Genomic DNA, 20,234 nt, shown 5'->3' with positions numbered 1-20,234 from the left:
GTGTTGACGTGGGTGCCGGTGCTGGCGCGGATAGCGCTGATGCTGATGCTGGTGCCGGTGCGGGTATTGGCGCGGGTGCTGATGCGGGTGCCGGCGCGGGTGAGGGTGCTGATGCCGGTGCCGGGAAGGACGTCCGTACCGTCGAGCAGCGGCGTGCGGATGTGGCTGCGGATCTGTTCGAGCACATCCTGCGCAATGGGCTGGACTGGCTCGGCCGGCGGCTGCCCGACCAGCACCGCCGCCGCCCCCACATCGAGGTCGTCGTCCCCGCCTCAACCCTGCTCGGCCTCGACAATGACCCCGCCGAACTCACCGGCTACGGACCCATCCCCGCCGACCTGGCCCGCCGCATCGCCACCGACGGCACCTGGCGACGGCTCCTCACCGACCCCACCAACGGCACCGTGCTCGAGGCCTCCACCACCCGCCACGACCCCGGTGCGTTGGTGACCGAGACTTTGCTCGCCCGCCACCCCGTGTGTGCCTGGCCCGGCTGCAACCGCACCTCGCGCGACTGCGACCGCGACCACCTCACCCCGTTCGCACAGTCCGGGCGCACGAGTCTGTCCGGGATGGGGCCGTACTGCGAATATCACCACGTCATCAAAGACACCCCCGCCTGGGGCTGGACCACCACCAGCCACCCCGACGGGTCAATCACCCTCACCACGCCCACCGGTCACCGCTACACCACCGTTCCACCCGCCCGCGGCCCCATCACCCAACAACCCGACGCAAACCCCACCACCGGCCCTGTCACCCAACAGCCCGACGCAACCACCGGCCTCCGGCAGACAGCTCACGACCTGCCACCCTTCTGACCAGCACCGCCAGCCAGTAGGGCGTGGTGGCACCAGGTCGGGCAGCGAACCGTGGCGCTGCCCGGGCAGGATCGCGCACCTCCGCGTCTGCTCTGTTGCTCGTGGCGGTGGAGGGTCGGCGCATTCAGGCGTACCGCGAGCCGTTCCTCAGTGGAGCGCTAGCCTGAGGTTGGGCTCCGCACACGCTGGTGGAGGAACTGTGGCCGACGATGTTCTGACGGTGTTCCTCGGTGGCGATGTGATGCTCGGTCGAGGGGTCGACCAGATCCTTCCGCACCCGGGCGATCCGGCGCTGTGGGAAGCGTGGGTCCGCGACGCCCGAACCTATGTCCAGCTGGCCGAGGCGATGAACGGGCCGATCCCGGCGCCGGTTGCGTTCGACTGGCCATGGGGTGACGCGCTCGCCCTGTTCGATCGGTTCGCGCCGGACGTGCGGCTGGTGAACCTGGAGACCAGTGTGACGGCGCGCGGCCACGCGGTTCCCGGCAAAGCCGTGCACTACCGGATGAATCCGGCGAACCATCCAGCGTTGATCGCCGGCGAGCCCGATGTCTGCAGTCTCGCCAACAACCACATCCTCGACTTCGGCGTCGAGGGACTGTCCGAAACACTCGAGGTGCTCGGCCGCGCCGGCGTACGAGCCGTCGGTGCAGGTCGTATGACGACGGAAGCTGTCCGGCCGGCGGTCGTGCCGACCACGCACGGACGGGTCCTGGTTTTCGCGTTCGGCACGACGACGAGCGGCGTACCCATCGATTGGGCTGCCACCGACAACCGACCCGGGATCGCTCTGCTGCCCGATCTGTCCCGCGACACGGTCAGCGCCGTCGTCGACCGGATTCAGGCCCTCAAGCGCCCCGGGGACATCGTCGTGCTGTCGGTGCACTGGGGGTCGAACTGGGGGTACGACGTCCTGTCGAGCCAGCGGCGTTTCGCGCATCGGGTGATCGACGGCGGCGTCGACCTGGTCCACGGACACTCCTCCCATCACCCGCGGCCCATCGAGGTGTATCGCGATCGGCTCGTTCTGTACGGGTGCGGCGGCCTGATCGACGACTACGAGGGCATTGCCGGCTACGAGCACTACCGCGACGACCTCCGCCTGCTCTACTTCGCCGGCCTGGAGCCGACAGGCAGGCTTGCAGACCTTCGCATGGGCGTCATGCAGGCCCATCGGATCCGACTGCGCCCCGCCGGCCCCAGGGACCGCGAGTGGTCGTGCCGGACGCTCGATGAGGTGAGCCGCGGATATGGCACCCGGGTCCGCGTCGATGACGACGGACTGCTCCGGCTCACGTGAGCTCGAAGGGCTGGAGGGCTCGTCTCTGTCGGTCGACACCGGCTCGTCCAGCTCCGCGGCGGTCGACCGATCCGAGCTCAGAGCAGCTGTCGTTCGAGAGAGTCGGCGACGAAGCGCTCGAACTCTGCCGGCGTCCAGCCGGACTCATCCACGAGTTCCTGATAGACACCGGGCGCCGCCAGCGCGCGGTAGACAGCCTGCGCCTGCTTGAGCGGGATGCGCAGCTCGCTCTCCAGTGATGCGATCATCGCGTCCATTACCTCGTTGCGGCCGGCAAGTTTCGAACGCAGCAGGGCCTTGGTCTCGGGGCTCTCGTCGGTGGCCGCCTCGAAGATCAGGACGACGTCGAAGCCGGCGGCGTACAGGTTCGTCAGCCAGCCCGCGGCGCCGCGGAGTCGCTCGGCCGGGCCCTCGATCGCGAACACCTGCCCGGCCCGCTCGATCGCACCGGCCTCGCTCAGCCACTGGTCGCAGATCAGCGACAGGATCTCCCGCTTGGTGCCGAACGCGGAGTACACGGTCCGGGTCGCCACCCCGGCCTCCTTGGCGATCGCGTCGATGCTGGTGGCGCCGTACCCCTGCGCGGCGAACAGCCGGCGCGCCGCCTGCGCGATCCGGATCCGCGTCTCCTCCGCCTGCACTTGGCGGTAGGTCTTGACAGGTTCGGCCATGTCGGCACACTATCACTGTGTTCAGTGCAGTGACACTGCATCGAGTGCACTGCTAGTGCAATCCAAAGGGGGAGTCATGGGAACACCGCTGGACGTTCTGGAGCGGATCCTGCACGAAGGATTCGCGACCGGGAACGACGGGATCGTCGACGAGCTCTGTGCGCCGGACCTGATCGAGCACCAGTTCGGCCTGGTCGGACGGGGCGAGGAGGCCCGCGCGCAGGTCAAGGCCGCGATCCGGCAGGTGCACGAGCTGGTGCCGGACATCGTCTACACGCTGGAGGATTCCGTCGTCGTCGGTGACCTGGTCTGGGCACGAGGCCGCGCACGGGGTACGGCGACCGGATCGTTCTTCGGGCCGCCGAGCAATGCCCCGATCGACATCGTGCTGTTCGAGCAGGCGCGAGTCGTCGACGGCCGGATCGTCGAACACTGGGGCTCCCCGGACCGCTTCGCCCTGCTGGCCCAAACGGGTGCCCTCGCGCGTCTGGCATGACAGGTTGCGGACATCCGGACGCCTGACCGTTGGGGTGTTGGGACGCTGGCGGTATGGGTGAGCTGCGGTGGGTCGGCGTGGTGGGTGCGGTGTTGGTGCTGGCGGGGTGCAGTGGCGGGTCAGGGACCTGGTCGGCGGGTGGGTCTACGCCGGTCAGCAGTACGCCGACGCCCGTCGTCACGCCGACCCCGCGGCCCACACCGAAGCCCACACCGACGCCGACGCCGAAGCCGACGGTGAAGCCCAAGCCGGTTGTGCCGGAGGCGGACTGCACCGGGTCGTTCAAGGACGGCAGGTTCGACTTCTCGGGCAGCAACATCTTCATCTCCGACCAGGGCTTCACCTGCAACGGCGGGCAAATGGTCGGGTACGAGGTGCACAAGACCGCCATCACGTTCTACGTCGGCAACAAGCACGTCACGCTCGGGCCGAAGAAGTCCGCGGCGATCGGCGGCTACCGCATCCGGGTCGGCATCGCGAACAGCAAGCAGGCCACGTTCACGATCGACCGGATCACCTCGACCTAAGCGATGACCCGCAGCGCCTGCTTCGCGGTGGCGGCAGCGTCGGCGCCGTACGTGCTGGTGAGCCGGTCGAGGAAGGTCGAGTGGTCCAGGCTGTACTCCTGCGTGCCGACCGTCTCCAGCACCGTGGTCGCCAGCGTGCAGCCGAGGTGGGCGGATGCTTCGTGGTCGAGGCCGGCGGCGCGGCCGGTGAGGTAGCCGGCCCGGAAGGCGTCGCCGCCGCCGGTCGGATCGACCAGGTTCGGCGCGGGGACCGCGGGGACCTTCGCGAGGATCCCGCTGGAGTCCTCGATCACGACGCCGTCGCCGCCGTGGGTCGTGACGCGTACGCCGACCCGCTCGAGGATCTCGTCGTGGCTCCAGCCGGTCTTCTGCACCATCAGGCCGGCCTCGTACTCGTTGCTGAACAGGTACGCCGCGCCGTCGACGAGCGTCCGGATGTCCTCGCCGTCCATCCGCGCCATCTGCTGCGACGGGTCGGCCGCGACCGCGATCCCGTGCTGCTTGGCCAGCTCGGTGTGCTTGAGCATCGCCGCCGGGTCGTCGGCGCCGATCAGGACCAGGTCGACACCGCCCGCGGCCTGATGGATCGCGCCCAGGTCGAGCTCGCGCGCCTCGGCCATCGCGCCGGTGTAGAAGGACGCGATCTGGTTCGCGTCGAGGTCCGTCGTACAGGTGAACCGCGCGGTGTGTACGTTCTCGCAGACGCGGACGTGGGAGATGTCGACGCCGGCCTCCGTCAGCGCCGCGCCGTACTCCGCGAAGTCGGCGCCGACCGAGCCGACGAGCAGCGACGGGAACCCGAGCTGGGCCATGCCGTAGCAGATGTTGGCGCCGACGCCGCCGCGGTGGACGACCAGCTCGTCGACCAGGAACGAGAGGGAGACCTTGTGCATCTGCTCCTCGAGGAACTGGTCCTTGAACCGGCCCGGGAACGTCATCAGGATGTCGGTCGCGATCGAGCCGGCGACGGCGATGCGCATGCGGGGTGCTCCTCAGGTGGGGTGGTTGCGCGGCGTTCGAGCAACCCATAGAGACTACAGGCGACCGATCTAATACACGGAGGGGTGGATTTCCATGGGCCATCAGGTACCGGTGACCGAGGAACTGCACGACTACATGCTCGCCCACGGCATGCCGCTCGACGAGATCGCGACCGAGTTGCGCGCCGAGACCGAGAAGCTCGGCAACCCCGCCGGCATGCTGACCACCGCGGACCAGGCCGGTCTGCTGACCACGCTGACCCGCCTGATCGGCGCCCGCCGAGCGGTCGAGATCGGCACCTTCACCGGTTTCTCCGCGCTGGCGATCTCCCGCGGGCTGCCCGACGACGGCGAGCTGATCTGCCTGGACGTGAGCGACGAGTGGACGTCGATCGGCCGCAAGTACTGGGAGCGGGCCGGGGTCGCGGGCAAGATCGACCTGCGGATCGGCGACGCGCACGAGTCGGTGACGAAGCTCGACGGCGAGTTCGACCTTGCCTTCGTCGACGCCGACAAGGGCTGGTACATCCAGTACTACGAAGCCGTGCTGCCGCTGATCCGGCCGAACGGGCTGCTGCTGTTCGACAACACGCTGGCCGGCGGCCGGGTCGTGGACGCGGACGGTCCGGCGGACCGCAAGGAGTTCAACGCGCACGTCGCCAAGGACGACCGCGTCGACGTGATCATGCTCGGGATCGGCGACGGGCTGACGCTGGTCCGGAAGAAATGAGCAAGAAGGCGGCGCCGCGGCTGGCGGTGACGGATCTGCAGCACAAGTACGGCGACCGTCCGGTGATCGAGGGCCTCACGTTCACGGTGCGGGCCGGTCAGGCGATCGCCCTGGTCGGCCCGAACGGCGCGGGCAAGACGACCGTGCTGAAGTGCATCGTCGGCGCGGCCGAGCCGGCGGCCGGGAAGATCCTGCTCGACGGTCTGCCGATCGACGAGCGCGCCGAAGCGGTGCGCCGGGACGTCGCCACCCTGCTGGACGACCTGGACTTCTTCCCGGACCTCACCGCGGCCGAGCATCTCGACCTGCTCGCCCGCGCGCACGGCAACTCGTCGCCGGAAGACCTGGTGGACACGACGCTGCACGACATCGGTCTGCTGCCGGCCGCCGACCAGCTGCCTGGCTCGCTGTCGTCCGGCCAGCGCCGCCGGCTCGCGCTGGCCACTGCGCTGGTCCGGCCGCGCAAGCTGATGGTCCTCGACGAGCCTGAGGCCCGCCTGGACACCGGCGGCGTGCAATGGCTGTCCGACCGGCTCGTCGAGGAGAAGAAGTCCGGTACGGCGATCCTCTTCGCGAGCCACGACCCGGCCCTGGTCGAGACGGTCGCGGACTCCGTCGTCACCCTCACGCCGCTTCCATGAGCGCTGCCGACGAGCCGGTACGGTTCGATCCTTCGGACTTCGGGGCGATCCCGTCGTCGCGGGCGCTGCGATCGTGGATGCGCAGGACGCGGCGGCAGCACGCGGACCGGTCGTTCTGGGAGATCTTCGAGGACGCGTACCTGGTCCTGTTCACCTTGGCGATGGTCGGGGCGACGGGCGGGAACGTCGTACGGCATCTGAACTCCAACGCGGCGACCTGTACGTCGTGGACGTGCGGACAGCTGACCTCGTGGTTGCCGTGGATCGTCATACCGTTGCTGCTGGCAACCACGATCCGCGTGCTGCTCGCGGTCGGTCCGGTGTCGGCTTCGCGGGCGACCGGGTTCTGGCTGCTGGCGACTCCGGTGAACCGGGCTTCCTTGCTGCGACCGGCGTACCGCTTGGTGATCGCCTCGGTCACGGTGATCGGGGTTGTCACGGGCGCTGTCATCTGGGCGCTGCTCGGCGAGCCGTGGTTCGATGTCATCGAAGCAGCCGTACTGATCGGCGCGGTGCTCGTCTGCGCCGCCGCCGCGACCGTCTGGGCGCAGCAGACCACACGTCGTTCCAGGTGGGCCTTGAGGGTTTCGGACGTGCTGCTGCTGGCCGCCGTGATTCCGGCGGTGATCCTGGCGTTCCGCCCAGGCGAGGACCGCTTCGGCAACCAAGTGCTCGGCTCGACGTTCATCGGTCTGGACGCGCGTCATGAACTCGTCGACACCTACGGGTATCCGACGCTGCAGTTCGGCGAGGTTCGCGATGCCGGCGGGCTGACTTCCGGTCAGTTGTACCTGCTGGTGCTGTGTGCCGCGGCGGTCGTGGTGGGTGCTGCGTTGACCTTCGTCGCCTCGCGGACGCTTGATCGGTTGGGGCGGGTCAGTGTGATTGCCGGGGGTGAGTTGCTGGCGGGGCTGGCGGGGGCGGCGAGCAGTCTTGACATCAGCATGCTCGGTGACGTGATCGCCGGGCGGCACTGGCGGTTGAAGGGGCGGGTGCGTTCCCGCCGCGGCCGGGGTGCGGACGGGGCCGCGATCGTGCACCGCGAGTTCCGTCGGATCCTGCGCTGGCCGCGCCGGATCGCGGTCGCGTTCGGGCTGCTCGTCGTCCCGTACGCCGTCCACGGCGCCGGCTTCCACGTCCTCGTACCGATTGCGGCCGCGATCGCCGGCTTCATCGCCGTACGGCCGATGCTCGACGGACTCCGCACCGCCTGCCGCTCGACCGGCCTGGTCCGTGCACTCGGCTGGGACCTCCGCGAGTTGCGCGTGGTGATGGCTGTCGTACCGGGCCTGTTCACGATCGTCTGGGCGGCCTGCGCCTTTCCGGCGATCGGCAGCGCGGCCTCCAGTTTCGCCGTGGCCGCCGCCGTCATCTCCGGTACCGTCCGGCACGCGTCCGCTCGGCCGCCGTCGTACGCCGGACCTCTGGTCACGTCCCCGATGGGCGCGATCCCGCCCGGTCTGTTCTCCCAGCCGGCCCGCGGCTTCGATCTCCTGGTCCTGTGTCTGGCCCCGGTCCTGTTCAACCTCAGCAGCCTCTGGGTCGTGGTGATCCCGTCCGTCGTGCTGATGCTGATGTTCGCGGTCCGCCCCAAGACCGCCTGAACCGACTGAACCGCCTGAACCGACTGAACTGCCTGACCGGTCAGTGGTGGTTGCAGGTTCTTGGTGCGGGCAGGTACCTTGTGTCGCATGGTAGCGGAGAAGGTCTTCACCCAGCTGCGCCGCGGGACGCTGGAGTTCTGCGTCCTCGCGCTGTTGCAGGGAGAGCCCCGTTACGGTTTCGAGTTGGTGAAGGCGCTGGGCGAAGTCGACGGTCTGGTCACCACCGAGGGGACGATTTACCCGCTGCTGGCCCGGCTGCGACGGGAAGGCCTGGTGGAGACGAGCTGGCGCGAGTCGGAGTCCGGGCCGCCCCGGCGGTATTACAAATCGACGGCCGAGGGCAGCCAGGCGCTGGCTGCGTTCACCGCGGACTGGCAACGGTTCTGCGCCTCGGTCGACGCGATCCTGGAAAGTGGGAGACGGGGATGAACGTGGAGCAGGACAACGACCGGCTGGTGGCCGCGTACCTGAAAGAGCTGGCGAAGGCAGCCGAGCCGTTGCCGGCGGCGCGCCGGACCGAGCTGATCGACGACGTTAAAGCCCATATCGCCGAGGAGCGCGCGGCCGGCGCCACGGCGGAGAGCGAGATTCGGCAGATCCTGCAGCGCCTCGGCGACCCGCAGGAGATCGTTGCCGCGGCCACCGACGGCCTGGTCCTGGTGGACGTCCCACCGAAGCTCCGCCCGAGCGACATGATCGCCCTCGCGCTGGTGTTCCTCGGTCCCTACCTGCCGAGCTTCTGGGTGCCGGTGATCGCCTACCTGATCGGCATCGGGATGCTGTGGTCGTCGAACCGCTGGACCGTCGCGTGGAAGCTCCTCGGCACGCTCAACTGGCCGCTCGCGTACGCCGTCCTGCTCGGGATGGAGGTCACCGTCCAGCCGCCGATGGCGCTGAGCATGACAGTCGACATCCTGATCACGGTCGCCCTGCTGGTCGGCATGGTGCTGGCGGCAAAGGCGCCCGCCAAGGTGCAGCCGGCCGGTCAGCCCTCGTAGACCAGCCACTTGCGTTCGATCTCCTGCGGAAGATCGACGTCGTGCTGGTGTGCGAACAGAAGGAGTTGGCACAGTACGTCGGCGAACTCCTGGTGGAAGGTGGTGCGGATGTCGTCCGGTGTCGCGCCCTTCGCCCGCGCGCGGCCGGTGTGCTGGAGGTAGGCCTGCGTGAGTTCGCCGACTTCTTCCTGGAGTTTGAGCAGGAACCAGTCCGGGTCGCGGTCGAAGCCCAGTCGCTCGCCGTACCCGACCGAGATCTTCTCCAACCGCGCTGTCAGCTCTTCGAGATCCACCGGCACAGCCAACCAGGCCCCACCGACAAACGGCGTGGGACCTGGTCGGAGGGGCGACCTACTTGCCTGCGTCGGCCTCGGCTTCGGCGGCTGCGGGGGCGTCCGGGAACGGGTCGAGGTCCGGGAGGCTGAGTTCCGGATCGACGTTCGGGTCCGGCGCGGCCGGCTGCTCCGCGGCGGCGCCATCGGCCTGCAGGCTCGGCGGGGCGGTGGCCCAGACCGCGGCGGCGGCGCGGGCGGCGTCGGCGGCGTCGGTCTGCCGCTCGTAGTTCTTGATGTCGAGCGCGTACGCCTTCACCACCGCGGACAGGTCCTTGCGCAACTGCCGGTGGGTCCAGAGCGCGTAGGCCTGCGTCCGGGCCTCGATGAAGTTCTTCAGTTCCTGCATCTGGGCCGGGGTCATGTCGTCCTCCGAGTGGCCGGGGGTGAATTCGCCGCGGGCGATCGCGGCGCGGGCGGGGTCGCCGGGGCAGTCGGTCGGCTCCGGGCGGACCGCGGAGTGCGGCCGGATCGCCGTACCGCGGGGATAGATTCTGCGGAAGTCGGCGATCACTCCGCGAGTGGTCGCCTTCATCGCGGCCGACGGCTGCTCCCCGGTGACCAGGATCAGCAGAATCGCGCCGTACCGTTCGTTGACGTCGGTGTCGCCGTTGGCGCCGGACTGGGTCCGCAGGCCGCGCAACGTCCAGGCGCGGCCGGCCTGGTCGACCGCGACCTGGTACGCGATGTCGGACCAGCCGCGGGTGTCCATGTGGTAGTCCTGCCAGCCACGCAACGCGGACGCGACGGCCGCCTTGGAGTGGATGACACTCGTCGATCCGGTCCCCGGCCAGTGGATGACCGCGCCTTCGACCCGCGACACGGTCAGGTTGCCCGGTCCACCGTTCGGCGGGCGCGCGTTCCACGCGGACCGGGGCAGATATTCGACCATCAGTGCTCCTCACATGCCTCACAGCGCCACATACCCACCGTTGGCGCTCGGTAATCAACCGATCACACGCGGCATGCACCCGTCAAGCGATGAGCACATCCAATCAGCTCGAGGGGTTCGACCGTTCGACCAAGCTCACCATCGCTTTGTGGAACTCGGTCCGGCGGCGTTCGCTCCAGCCCTCGGTGAGCCGGGCGAACACCTCCTCCTGCCAGGCATGCGCCTGCTCGATCAGCTCGACCCCGGCATCCGTCACGCCCACCTGTCGCCGGCGTGCGTCGCCGTCGGCAGATCGCAGCTCCAGATAGCCGGCGGCGGCCGCGTCCTTCACCAATCGGGACGCTCCGCTCTGGTCGATCCCGATCTCGTGCGCGACGGCGTTGATCGTCGCGGGCCCTCGCCGGCTCACGGCGTACGCGGCCTCGGTCACCAGCACCAAGCGCCCCTGCTCGCCAATGTCAGGCGTCGTACGCCGTGACCAGTGGCGCACGAACTCGAACAGTGCCTGCCCCGGGCCGGCACTCATTCGGTGGCAGCCATCTCGCGACAGATGTACGCCAACTCCAGCGCCTGCCTGAGATCCGGCAACCGCAGTGCTGCGGACACCTTGTCCCCGGTCACCCGGAACACCGTCGCCACCCGCGTCGGCGCCGAGCTCCCCGGCCAGCTCGCGTCCTCCTCGACCACCATCAGCCGCTCGCCGATCGGATGCCACGACCGCGGCACCAATCTGATCCCTGAACGGTCCACCCACTCCGCGAACCCGGTCGGCGTGATCGGCCCCGCGCCCTTCGGCCCCAGCACCACCACCGGATCAGTGACCACCCCGGCGACTGCCTCCAGGTCGCCGGAGTTCACCCGCTCGTGCCATCGATCGATCGCGCCCTTCAGATCCATACCGGTGATTATATGCGATTCGCATACATCTCAACCAAGCAGCGGGAGCAGCTGGTCGCCGATGCGGATGAGCTCTTCGCGGTACGGGGTGTCGGAGAGGATGAAGTGGGTGATGCCCAGGTCGCGGTACTTGTTGAGGGACTTGGCCACGTCGTCGGGGGAGCCGACGAGCCACGTGGTGCCGGCGCCGCCACCGCCGTACTTGCCGGGGGCGGTGTAGAGGTTGTCGTCGAGGACCTCGCCGCGTTCGGCCAGGTCGAGGAGGCGTTGCTGGCCGACGGCCTTGAACCAGCGGGCGTCCCGGGAGCCGTGCGTCTCCGCCATCTTCGCGACCTTCGCCTCGGCGTCGGCCCAGGCCTCCTCGGTGGTGTCGCGGACGAGCGTGGTGATCCGCAGCCCGAACTCGAGCGGCGGATGCTCGCGACCGAGTTCGTTCTCGAGTTCGCGCAGTCGAGCGATCCGCGCGGCGACCCCGTCGAGGGGCTCACCCCAGAACAGTTGTACGTCGGCATCCGTCGCAGCGACCCGTTGCGCGGCATCAGACGCGCCACCGAAGTACAACCGGGGATGCGGGCGTGGATTCAAAGGGTCTTCCCGTACGACGGGACGCGTCGCGACCGTGGAGCCGGTGACGGAGAAGTACTCGCCGGCGAACGTCACATCCTCCTCGGTCCACAAGCGCCGTACCAGCTGGAGGAACTCCTTGGTACGGGCGTACCGCTGCGGCTGGTCGCCCTCGCTGTCGCCGTACGCCGCGAGGTTGTCCTGGCCGGAGACGATGTTGATCAGGAGTCGCCCGCCGGTGAGCTGGTCGAGCGTGCTCGCCGCGGACGCGAAATGGGCGGGATGCCAGTACCCGGGCCGGATCGCGGCGAGCGGCTGGAACGTCGTGGTCCGCGCCGCCAGTGCGGTCGCGACCGTGAACGTGTCGGGCCGGCCCCACCCGGTGCCGATCAGCGCGCCGCCCCACCCGTGGTCCTCGGTGAGCCGGGCCAGCTCGGTCAGCCGCTCGATGCCGTTGTGTCCCTGGACGGCGTCGTCCCCGCGGTGCCCGGGGTCGACCTGGTTCGGGATGTACCAGAGGAAAGTCATGAGAAGCAGACTAAATCCACTCGATTAGTGGACTTTCAGGTGTCTCGCGGGCTGGTCGTCCGAGGCATTGACATCGTTGTCGGGGGCGGCGACGATACCTTCTCGAAACGTTTCCAACCTCGGTGAGCCCACCTCGAACAGCCGAGCCGCCATGAAGCATCTCGAGGAGATCGTGTGAATCGTCGTGTGCAGATTCTGAAGGTTCTGACGGCCGGGGCGATCCTGCTCGCCGCGGCCTTCGCACCCCAACCCGCGGGCGCCGCGGGTGCGGCCGGTGCCGCCGCCGGGCCGACCGCAGTCGCCCGCGCCCGGGTCGCCGCGGACCAGCTGATGAGCTCGTACGAGCCGAACAAGGCCTGGTTCCCGTCCAGCTGGTGGAACTCCGCTGTCGCATTGCAGACAATCGGCGACTACATGCAGCGCACCGGCGACCGGCGCTACCTGGGGCAGTTGGACAACACGTTCGAGAAGGACAAGGGCGTGTTCCCGGCCGGCTACCTGTCCGGTGACCCGCTGCTCGGCAACTTCACCAGCCGCGCCATCGACGACTCCGAGTGGTGGGGCCTGACCTGGATCCAGGCGTACGACCTGACCAAGAACCGCAAGTACCTCGACATGGCGATCACGATCGCGGAGTACGTCGAGGGCTACTGGGACCCGAGCTCGTGCGGCGGGGGAGTGTGGTGGGACGGCGAACGCACCTACAAGAACGCTGTCACCAACGGCCTCTGGATCCGCCTCACCGCCGAACTGCACAACCGCCTGCCGCGTGACACCCGCTGGCTCGGCCGTGCGCAGGAGGGCTGGAACTGGTTCACCGGCAGCGGCATGATCAACTCCGCCGGCCTCGTCAACGACGGCCTGAGGAGCAACTGCGAGAGCAACGGCGACACGGTCTGGAGCTACAACCAGGGTCTCGCGATCGGCGCCGGTCTCGAGCTGTGGCGAGCGACCCGCGACCCGAAACTGCTGACGACGGTACGGCGGCTGGCGGACGCCGCGATCGCTCCGGGCGGGCTCGTCACCGACGGCGTCCTGACCGAGGCCTGCGACGCTCCCGGCCGGACGTGTGACGACAACGGCAAGCAGTTCAAGGGCATCTTCATGCGCTACTGGATGGATCTCGCCGACACCACGCACGACCGCCGCTACACCGACTTCGTCGCCCAGCAGGCCGCAACAATCTGGAACAACGACCGCGACGCGTCCGATCGGCTCGGAGAGCGCTGGTCCGGCGCGATCCCGAACGTCTTCGACTGGCGCACCCAGGCCAGCGCGTTGAGCGCCCTGATCGCCGCCGTACCGCAGACGCCGCCGGTGCGATCGTTGTCCGCGACAACCGATCCGGCGCTGCCCGTGGTGATGCCCGCGACCGGCAGTGGCACCCACGTCAAGGTGAAGGTCGACGTACAGGCGACCGGTCCGGTCGATGACCGGATCCAGGCCGTCGTCGAGGCAACCGCGCCGTCCGGCTGGACGGTCACACCGAGCCGGTCGACTGTCACGCTGACGACGCGCGGCAACGCTGTACCGGTGGCCACGTCCGTCGACCTCGACGTGACGATTCCCGCGGGTACGCCGGACGGCCTGCACTCGGTGACCGCGTCGGTGACGTCCGGATCGCAACTGTCGTTCACGACCCGGTCCGACATCCTCATCGCGCACACGGCCGACTTCGACACCGGTACGGCGGCCGAGACCCCGTGGCTGTGGGATGCGGACGGGTCGCAGAGCAACGGCGTACAGAACCGGTTCGCCGACGGGCACTCGTACTTCGTCTACCGCTTCCCGTTCCCGTCCGACACGACGTCGGCATCAGTATCGTTGACAATCGACAATGAGTTTGTCGTCCAGGTCAGCGGCGACGGGCAGAACTGGACCACGGTCGCGACCGAGACGAACCCGTACCACGACGGCGAGAACAAGGCGGTCCGGACGTTCGACCTGACGCCGCACCTGGGGTCGGCCAAGACCGGGTACGTCCGGATCTCCGACTCGTTCCCGGACGACGGCTGGGGCGGCCGCGTCTACCACGTCACCGCGACGTACAACTAAGCAGCAGGACGATCGTCCACCGGGCGGCGGCGCAGGCCGGGGTTGAGGATGGCGGGCGTGTCGTAGTCCATGTCGAGGCGGCCGACGTCGGTGCCCGGTGGGACGATCTTGTCGATCTGATCGAGAACGTCGTCACCGAGTACGACGTCGACGCCGGCCAGCGCGTCGTCCAGGTGCTCCATCGTGCGCGGGCCGATGATCGCGGACGTGACCGCCGGGTGCGCGATCGCGAACGCCATCGCCAGATGGGTCAGCTTGAGCCCCGCCGCGTCGGCGACCGGAACCAGCTGTTCGACGACGTCGAGCCGGCGCTGGTCGGACATGTGCCGGAACATCGCCGTACGCCGGAGGTCCGAGGGCGCGCGGCCGGTCAGCTGACCACCCGCGAGCGGGCTCCAGACAAGCGCGCCCATCCCGTACTTCTGCACGACGGGAAGCACCTCGCGCTCGATCCCGCGGTTGAGGATCGAGTACGGCGGTTGCTCGGTGCGGAACCGCTCCAGACCACGCCGCTCCGCGACCCAGTGCGACTCGACGAGCTCGCTGGCCGGCATCGTCGACGTACCGATCGCGCGGACCTTCCCGCTGCGGATCAAGTCGGTCAGCGCCGACAGGGTCTCCTCGATATCGGTCTCCGGATCCGGGCGGTGCATCTGGAAGAGGTCGATGTAGTCGGTCTGCAACCGGCGCAGCGAGTTCTCGACCGCCGTCATGATCCAGCGCCGCGAGTTACCGCGCTGGTTCGGGTCGTCGCCCATCGGCAGGTGCGACTTGGTGGCCAGCACGACATGTTCCCGGCGGCCCTTCAGCGCCTCGCCGACGATCTCCTCGGAGCCGCCGTAGGAGTACATGTCCGCGGTGTCGACGAAGTTGATCCCGGCGTCGAGCGCCTTGTGGATGATCCGGATCGACTCCTCGCGGTCGTCGTTGCCGACGGCACCGAACATCATCGCGCCGAGGGCGTACGGGCTGACCTTGATACCGGTCCGGCCGAGCGTGCGGTAGTGCATGGTGTTTCCTCCTTGGTGTTGTCTCCACCTTGGAGGGGCCGACGGCGGTGGAGAAGGCCCACTTCATCCACGGACAGGTTGTCCCTGGATAGCGCGCAGCACGTCACGCATCATGGAACGTGTGATCGATCGTGATGGCCTGGCCGACTTCCTCCGCCGTCGCCGCGAGGTGCTCCGGCCGGCGGACGTCGGCCTTCCGGAGGGCGTACGACGCCGTACGCCGGGACTCCGCCGGGAAGAGGTCGCGCAGCTGGCCGGCATGTCGACGGACTACTACTCGCGGCTGGAGCAGTCCCGCGGCGCGAACCCGTCGGAGCCGATCGTCGCGAGCCTCGCCCGCGCGCTGCGCTGCGACCTGGACGAGCGCGACCACCTGTACCACCTGGCCGGGCTCACGCCACCGCTGCGCCGGGCCGGGCGGCACATCAACCCCGGCTTGCTCGCGCTGGTCAGTCGCCTCACCGATCTCCCGGTCGTCATCTGCACCGACCTCGACGAGGTGCTCTGGCAGAACGACCTGGCCGACGTCGTCATCGGCCCGCTCCTCGGCGAGGGCCGCGCCCGGAACCTGACCTGGCTGTGGTTCACCGATCCGGCGATCCGGCGGATCTTCCCCGAGGAGGACTGGGACGTCCACTCGGCCTCGCACGTCGCCGACCTGCGTGCGACGTACTCCCGCCGGATGGGCGACCGCGACATCACCGAACTGGTCGAGGACCTCGTCGCGCACAGCGAGGAGTTCCGCACGTTGTGGGACCTGCACGAGGTCGCCGTACGTCGTCTGCCGCGCAAGCGGTTCCTGAACTCGGAGGTCGGCGACCTCGACCTCACCTGCGAAACCCTCCTGACGCCGGCGGCCGACGTGCGGGTCCGGGCCTTCCTTCCGATCGAAGGCACCGACGCCCGCGAAAAACTCGACCTCCTCCGCGTCATCGGCACCCAGTCCTTCGAACCGAGCCCCTCCGACTAGCGCGGAAGTCTCAGTGCGGGCCGTGAGCTCGGCGCGCCAACTCTCCGGTCCTGTCCCATTCGGCGAGGCGGCGTCCGTAGATGGTGCGGACGATGCCGGGCGCCTGGGCTCCGAAGAGCACTCGCAGCGGCGGCGCGGGAGAGTCCACGATCTCGAGCAACGCCTGCGCTGCCGCCGCGGGATCACCCGGCGCCTGACCGCTGCGACGGGCCGCGGCTTCCGCGCGCATCGGGTCGTATGCCGACAGCGGCGTACTGCGTCGCGCCGAGGATCCCGCCCAATCGGTGTCGTAACCGCCGGGCTCGACGATCGTCACGTGAATGCCGAATCGTGCGACCTCGACCGCGAGCGACTCGCTGAGCGCCTCGAGCGCCCATTTCGAGGCGTGATAGGCGCCGAGGTTCGCGAAGGCGCCGATGCCGCCGATGGACGAGACCTGCACCAGGTGTCCACGTCCGCGTTGCCGCAGGCCGGGAAGCACCGCCTGGCTGACGTGCAATGCGCCGAAGACATTCGTCTCCAGTTGGTCGCGCAGCTCGGTCTCGGTGAGCTCCTCGACGGCTCCGAAGTGTCCGTAGCCGGCATTGTTCACGACCACGTCGAGGCCTCCGAGCCGTGACTCGGCCTCGTGTACCACCGCGCGCACGGCCTCGCGATCGGTGACGTCGAGGGCGAGTGGAAGTAGCTCGCCGGCGAGTCCGTGAAGTGCAGCCGCGTCGCGAGCGGTGGCGGCCACCCGGTCGCCGCGCTCGAGGGCGGCCCGGGCGAACTCCCGACCGAAACCGCGGGAGGCGCCGGTGACGAACCAGTTCTTGGGTGTTTCAGTCATGACTCGACCATCGCGAACGCCGCCGCGCACAACCAGGCCGCCGTGTGCCTGGGAGTAGCACACCCACGCTGTGCGCTGGTGATCCGCCTACCATCGGAACATGGCTGTCACGGCACTGGGCGAGTACTTGCGCGCGCGGCGTGCGCAGGTAAGGCCGGAGGAGGTTGGCGTCCCGAAGTACGGCGTACGGCGCGTTCCGGGTCTACGCCGCGAAGAGGTTGCGACGTTGGCGGGCGTCAGCGTCGACTACTACATCCGCCTCGAGCAGGGCCGGGAGAACAGCCCGTCGCCCCAGGTGCTCGACGCCCTGAGCGACGTGCTGCGGCTGGACGACGACGCCCGCGAGCACCTGTACCGCGTCGCCGGACTCACGCCCGGGACCTCCCGGGCGACCGCGCCGGAACGTGTGGACCCCGAGCTGCTGCGGCTGATGGACATGTGGCCGGACAACCCGGCGATCGTGCTCGGCCGGGCGTACGACGTACTTGCCGGCAACCAGCTCGCCTACGCACTGTTCGACGGCTTCCAGCACGGCCCGAACCTGCTGATGAAGATCTTCCTCGACCCCGGCGCGCGGAGCTTCTACCCCGACTGGGAGCGGGTCGCGCGCTACACCGTGGCCGGGTTCCGCCTGCTCGAGGGCCGTACGCCGAACGACCCCCGCATCCGGGAAGTCGTCGACGAGCTCAGCCGCCGGAGCGCGGACTTCGCCGAGATGTGGAACCGTCACGAGGCCCGCGGCGCCCGCCTCGCCAGCAAGCGCTTCCGCCACCCCGACGTCGGCGAGCTCACCCTCCGCATCAACGCCTTCGACGTCAAATCAGCTCCCGGCCAGGAACTCATCGTGTACCACGCCGAGCCCGGCAGCCGCAGCGCCGAGGCCCTGGCCCTGCTGGGTACCCTTGCCGTGACCGAAGCTCTCGGCTGAGCAACTGCACAGCGTTGCCTAGCGTCGGCGAAGGCCGTCTACCAGCAGGGCGTGCAGGCGTTCGGTCTGCGTACGTTGCTGCTCAGGGGCCGCGGCGATCACGGCGCCGGCCATGGCCGCGACGACGTCGTCCGCCGGGACATCGGTACGGAAGATGCCGGCGGCCGCGCCCGCCGTCAGGAAATGTTCGACCGCGGCGGCGAGACGCGCTCGGGTGTCGGTCTGGGTCACGGTGCCGGAGGCAATCAGGTTGCGCAGATCGAGGCCCATGGCCCGTTTGGAGTCGACGAAGTCGAGATAGCGGTGCATCCAGGTGAGCAGGGCCTCGTCGGCAGGGGAGTCGGCGGCGAGCTCGGGCGCGGCGTCGCACAGCCGGGTGAGCTCCTGACGATAAACCGCCTCGAGGAGGGCCTCGCGGGTCGGGAAGTGCCGGTACAGCGTGGCCACGCCGACTCGCGCCCGGGCCGCCACCCGATCCAGGGACAGGCGCACCGGCTCGCCGTCGCGCGCGGCCACGGCGAGATCGGCCAGCTCGTCGCCGGCCGCCGCGACCACCTGCGCACGCTTCCGCTCAGCGTCCACCCGCATAAGTGGAGAAACCTCCAGTTAGTGTTATCGTCGAAAGAAGTGGAGAAACCTCCATTTCCACCGACTCTACCTGAGGACACAGCTGATGACATCGGAACGACCCGGGGGCACAGTCAAGCTCGGGCAGTACGAGATCGCGCGGATCGGGTACGGCGCGATGCAACTCGAACACGTCGACACTGCCGCGGCCGGCGCGCTCCTGCGTCGCGTTGTGGAGCTCGGTGTCAACCACCTCGACACGGCGTCGTTCTACGGGCACACCACGGTGAACGAGCACATCCGGGCTGCGCTGCACCCGTATCCGGACGACCTCGTGATCGTGAGCAAGGTCGGCGCACGCCGGGTGGACGCGCCGGTGCCGCTGGTCCTGGCGCAACGGCCGGAGCAACTCCGTGAGCAGGTCCACCTCGACCTCACGTCGCTCGGTCTGGAGCAGGTACCCGTGGTCAACCTCCGCCGGGCGGATCAGGGACCGGGCCTCATCGCCGAAGGCGACCAGGTCGTCCCGCTCGACGACCAGCTGGCCGAGTTGATTGCTCTACGCAACGAAGGGCTGATCGGCGCGATAGGCCTCAGCAACATCAGCACCGAACAGCTCGAGCAGGCGCTGCCCGCGGGGATCGTCTGCGTCCAGAACGCGTACAGCGTCCTGGACCGCTCGTCCGAGCCCCAACTCCAACTCTGCGCGGCCGACGGCATCGCCTGGATCCCGTACTTCCCGCTGGGCTCGGCATTCGACCAGATCCCGTCCCCGACCGAGCATCCCGCCGTACAGGAGGTCGCCGCACACCTCGGGGCCACCCCCGCCGCGGTCTGCCTAGCCTGGATCCTCGCCCACAACGACCACACCGCCCTGATCCCAGGCACCCGCAGCATCCCCCACCTGGAAGCCAACCTCCAAGCCGCCAGCATCCACCTCGACCCCGATGCCCTGGCGACACTAGACGCGATCGCGGTCTGACCTGGAACCAGAGATGCCCGCCCAGACCGACAGGCCGGTCGCGATCGGCACTTTGTGCACCGTTCGACCATGAAACGGCCCGTGAAATGGTCGAACGGTGCACAAAGTCGCGCTCACGCGGTCGCTGGAGATGCGAGAGCCACATCCACCGGAGTGCATGCGGCGCTCGAAGAGTGGCTACGACTCCGACGAGTCTCGGATGAGTGCAGACTCCCGGGAGTCAGCGCTTCTTGCGCTCCCGGTCGCCACCTTTTGACCTACGGTTGCCAGAGCCTAGGAAGCTCTTCATCTCGCTGCCGCTGCGTGGGTCGTCGCCGGCTGGCATCGGTGGCGGCTTAGTCTCGGAACCTGCACGAGGCTCCTCTTTATCGGCCATTTCGATCCCTTTTCATGCGACTCGGGACAATATTACTGCGCCTGCAGCCAACAGCGTTCCCACACCCAGGGCCCACGAGGACTGCTTCAGAGCCGACGTGCGAGCTTGAATGATTCGACGTTGGTCATGGAAAAGCACAGATCGGCGTCTGTAGAGAACTACGAGGAGTTCACCAGGTTGCCGCGGTCCCCACATCGTGCGCCAGGTGGTTGTAGGGTCGCGGTCAGGCTTGACCACTGCTTGCAAACTGGTCGCCGCATGCGCCATTGCAACAACGTTGACGACTGATGCGAGTGCGGTGAGTGGCCAGGCTTTCCCGTTCACAGTGGCCGCCATCAGAGCGATGGTTCCGGCGCCGAAGGTGATGACCAAGCCGACTCGCGTCGTGACTGACTCCAGACGCTGCTGGTTCAAATCAAGGCTGACGTCAAGCCATGTGCACATCGCTTCGAGCTCGTCCTGGCCGTATTCCTGTGCAACACCTTCAGACCAGATCTTGTCCTCGGAGGACTCAGCAGACAATCCCACCCGCCTAG

Annotated in this window: 25 protein-coding genes; 13 read left to right on the top strand and 12 right to left on the bottom strand. The window is 68.6% G+C overall.

Annotated elements, in window-relative coordinates; genetic code table 11:
* Positions 1 to 185 (bottom strand): hypothetical protein (locus tag EV137_RS41330; protein ID WP_238175162.1); only part of this gene is annotated, 185 nt, incomplete at its 3' end.
* Between EV137_RS41330 and EV137_RS08075 the strand changes: the two genes are divergently transcribed.
* Both EV137_RS08075 and EV137_RS08070 read left to right on the top strand, forming a co-directional pair.
* The gene (locus EV137_RS08075; RefSeq protein WP_166679731.1) at positions 162 to 821 is read left to right on the top strand and encodes an HNH endonuclease signature motif containing protein; all 660 of its coding nucleotides are present in this window, start codon (positions 162 to 164) and stop codon (positions 819 to 821) included. The two genes, EV137_RS41330 and EV137_RS08075, sit on opposite strands and share 24 nt — an antisense overlap.
* Positions 822 to 1,020: 199 nt before the next feature.
* Positions 1,021 to 2,121, top strand: coding sequence for a CapA family protein (locus EV137_RS08070; RefSeq protein WP_134127525.1), 1,101 nt, complete (start codon positions 1,021 to 1,023; stop codon positions 2,119 to 2,121).
* A 77-nt stretch (positions 2,122 to 2,198) separates the two neighbouring features.
* Here the strand turns inward: EV137_RS08070 and EV137_RS08065 are convergent, their stop codons facing one another.
* Positions 2,199 to 2,792 carry a TetR/AcrR family transcriptional regulator gene (locus tag EV137_RS08065; RefSeq protein WP_133999395.1) on the bottom strand — a complete coding sequence of 198 codons (594 nt, stop codon included), beginning with the start codon at positions 2,790 to 2,792 and terminating at the stop codon, positions 2,199 to 2,201.
* Between the two features lie 76 nt (positions 2,793 to 2,868).
* Between EV137_RS08065 and EV137_RS08060 the strand changes: the two genes are divergently transcribed.
* Entirely contained in the window at positions 2,869 to 3,288 is a 420-nt protein-coding gene (locus EV137_RS08060; protein WP_134127523.1) for an ester cyclase, read from the top strand.
* A gap of 53 nt (positions 3,289 to 3,341) precedes the next feature.
* The gene (locus EV137_RS40985) at positions 3,342 to 3,815 is read left to right on the top strand and encodes a hypothetical protein (RefSeq protein ID WP_202870838.1); all 474 of its coding nucleotides are present in this window, start codon (positions 3,342 to 3,344) and stop codon (positions 3,813 to 3,815) included.
* Here EV137_RS40985 and EV137_RS08050 read toward each other — a convergent pair.
* On the bottom strand, positions 3,812 to 4,795 hold the full coding sequence (locus EV137_RS08050; protein WP_133999389.1) for a carbohydrate kinase family protein: 984 nt from the start codon (positions 4,793 to 4,795) through the stop codon (positions 3,812 to 3,814). The two genes, EV137_RS40985 and EV137_RS08050, sit on opposite strands and share 4 nt — an antisense overlap.
* 94 nt (positions 4,796 to 4,889) lie before the next feature.
* Here EV137_RS08050 and EV137_RS08045 point away from each other — a divergent pair, with 94 nt between their 5' ends.
* From EV137_RS08045 to EV137_RS08025, 5 genes are all read left to right on the top strand, one after another.
* A complete protein-coding gene (locus EV137_RS08045; protein ID WP_133999386.1) occupies positions 4,890 to 5,525 on the top strand; it encodes an O-methyltransferase in 636 nt (211 codons plus the stop codon).
* Complete coding sequence (locus EV137_RS08040; RefSeq protein WP_134127521.1) at positions 5,522 to 6,166, top strand: ABC transporter ATP-binding protein; 645 nt, start codon at positions 5,522 to 5,524, stop codon at positions 6,164 to 6,166. The genes EV137_RS08045 and EV137_RS08040 overlap by 4 nt, the downstream gene beginning before the upstream one ends.
* Positions 6,163 to 7,770 (top strand): DUF6297 family protein, encoded by a 1,608-nt coding sequence (locus tag EV137_RS08035; protein WP_134127518.1) that lies wholly within the window; start codon positions 6,163 to 6,165, stop codon positions 7,768 to 7,770. Before EV137_RS08040 ends, EV137_RS08035 begins: the two co-directional genes overlap by 4 nt.
* An 87-nt stretch (positions 7,771 to 7,857) precedes the next feature.
* Positions 7,858 to 8,199, top strand: coding sequence for a PadR family transcriptional regulator (locus tag EV137_RS08030; protein ID WP_134127516.1), 342 nt, complete (start codon positions 7,858 to 7,860; stop codon positions 8,197 to 8,199).
* Positions 8,196 to 8,768: an HAAS signaling domain-containing protein gene (locus EV137_RS08025; RefSeq protein ID WP_134127514.1), complete on the top strand. Its 573-nt coding sequence runs from the start codon at positions 8,196 to 8,198 to the stop codon at positions 8,766 to 8,768. The genes EV137_RS08030 and EV137_RS08025 overlap by 4 nt, the downstream gene beginning before the upstream one ends.
* Here EV137_RS08025 and EV137_RS08020 read toward each other — a convergent pair.
* The 5 genes from EV137_RS08020 to EV137_RS08000 all read right to left on the bottom strand — a co-directional run bounded on the left by EV137_RS08020 (position 8,756) and on the right by EV137_RS08000 (position 11,981).
* Positions 8,756 to 9,061: a nucleoside triphosphate pyrophosphohydrolase family protein gene (locus EV137_RS08020; protein ID WP_134127512.1), complete on the bottom strand. Its 306-nt coding sequence runs from the start codon at positions 9,059 to 9,061 to the stop codon at positions 8,756 to 8,758. The genes EV137_RS08025 and EV137_RS08020 overlap by 13 nt on opposite strands.
* A gap of 58 nt (positions 9,062 to 9,119) precedes the next feature.
* Entirely contained in the window at positions 9,120 to 9,992 is an 873-nt protein-coding gene (locus EV137_RS08015) for a peptidoglycan recognition protein family protein (RefSeq protein WP_134127510.1), read from the bottom strand.
* 103 nt (positions 9,993 to 10,095) lie between these two features.
* Positions 10,096 to 10,518 carry a MarR family winged helix-turn-helix transcriptional regulator gene (locus EV137_RS08010; RefSeq protein ID WP_134127508.1) on the bottom strand — a complete coding sequence of 141 codons (423 nt, stop codon included), beginning with the start codon at positions 10,516 to 10,518 and terminating at the stop codon, positions 10,096 to 10,098.
* Entirely contained in the window at positions 10,515 to 10,889 is a 375-nt protein-coding gene (locus tag EV137_RS08005) for a hypothetical protein (RefSeq protein ID WP_134127506.1), read from the bottom strand. Before EV137_RS08005 ends, EV137_RS08010 begins: the two co-directional genes overlap by 4 nt.
* Positions 10,890 to 10,919: 30 nt before the next feature.
* Positions 10,920 to 11,981, bottom strand: a complete 1,062-nt coding sequence (locus EV137_RS08000) for an LLM class flavin-dependent oxidoreductase (RefSeq protein WP_134127504.1) — start codon at positions 11,979 to 11,981, stop codon at positions 10,920 to 10,922.
* A 174-nt stretch (positions 11,982 to 12,155) separates the two neighbouring features.
* On the opposite strand from EV137_RS08000, the gene EV137_RS07995 reads away from it, so the two are divergent.
* The gene (locus EV137_RS07995; protein ID WP_134127502.1) at positions 12,156 to 14,036 is read left to right on the top strand and encodes a glycoside hydrolase family 76 protein; all 1,881 of its coding nucleotides are present in this window, start codon (positions 12,156 to 12,158) and stop codon (positions 14,034 to 14,036) included.
* Here the strand turns inward: EV137_RS07995 and EV137_RS07990 are convergent.
* Positions 14,033 to 15,046 carry an aldo/keto reductase gene (locus EV137_RS07990; RefSeq protein ID WP_134127500.1) on the bottom strand — a complete coding sequence of 338 codons (1,014 nt, stop codon included), beginning with the start codon at positions 15,044 to 15,046 and terminating at the stop codon, positions 14,033 to 14,035. The two genes, EV137_RS07995 and EV137_RS07990, sit on opposite strands and share 4 nt — an antisense overlap.
* Positions 15,047 to 15,167: 121 nt before the next feature.
* Here EV137_RS07990 and EV137_RS07985 point away from each other — a divergent pair, with 121 nt between their 5' ends.
* Complete coding sequence (locus EV137_RS07985; protein WP_133999351.1) at positions 15,168 to 16,016, top strand: helix-turn-helix transcriptional regulator; 849 nt, start codon at positions 15,168 to 15,170, stop codon at positions 16,014 to 16,016.
* 10 nt (positions 16,017 to 16,026) lie between these two features.
* On the opposite strand, the gene EV137_RS07980 is transcribed toward EV137_RS07985, so the two are convergent.
* A complete protein-coding gene (locus EV137_RS07980; protein ID WP_134127498.1) occupies positions 16,027 to 16,845 on the bottom strand; it encodes an SDR family NAD(P)-dependent oxidoreductase in 819 nt (272 codons plus the stop codon).
* A gap of 100 nt (positions 16,846 to 16,945) precedes the next feature.
* Between EV137_RS07980 and EV137_RS07975 the strand changes: the two genes are divergently transcribed.
* On the top strand, positions 16,946 to 17,773 hold the full coding sequence (locus EV137_RS07975) for a helix-turn-helix transcriptional regulator (RefSeq protein WP_134127496.1): 828 nt from the start codon (positions 16,946 to 16,948) through the stop codon (positions 17,771 to 17,773).
* Positions 17,774 to 17,791: 18 nt separating this feature from the next.
* Here the strand turns inward: EV137_RS07975 and EV137_RS07970 are convergent, their stop codons facing one another.
* Positions 17,792 to 18,355, bottom strand: coding sequence for a TetR/AcrR family transcriptional regulator (locus EV137_RS07970; protein ID WP_166679796.1), 564 nt, complete (start codon positions 18,353 to 18,355; stop codon positions 17,792 to 17,794).
* Positions 18,356 to 18,446: 91 nt separating this feature from the next.
* On the opposite strand from EV137_RS07970, the gene EV137_RS07965 reads away from it, so the two are divergent.
* Positions 18,447 to 19,322 (top strand): aldo/keto reductase, encoded by an 876-nt coding sequence (locus EV137_RS07965; protein ID WP_134127492.1) that lies wholly within the window; start codon positions 18,447 to 18,449, stop codon positions 19,320 to 19,322.
* Positions 19,323 to 19,710: 388 nt separating this feature from the next.
* Here EV137_RS07965 and EV137_RS07960 read toward each other — a convergent pair whose 3' ends face one another.
* On the bottom strand, positions 19,711 to 20,226 hold the full coding sequence (locus tag EV137_RS07960) for a hypothetical protein (protein ID WP_134127490.1): 516 nt from the start codon (positions 20,224 to 20,226) through the stop codon (positions 19,711 to 19,713).
* Positions 20,227 to 20,234: the final 8 nt, after the last annotated feature.

The sequence above is a fragment of the Kribbella pratensis genome, from assembly GCF_004366075.1.
GTDB lineage: Bacteria > Actinomycetota > Actinomycetes > Propionibacteriales > Kribbellaceae > Kribbella > Kribbella pratensis.
The sequence above is the reverse complement of the archived record's forward strand: the minus strand, read 5'-3'. Positions and strand labels throughout refer to the sequence as shown.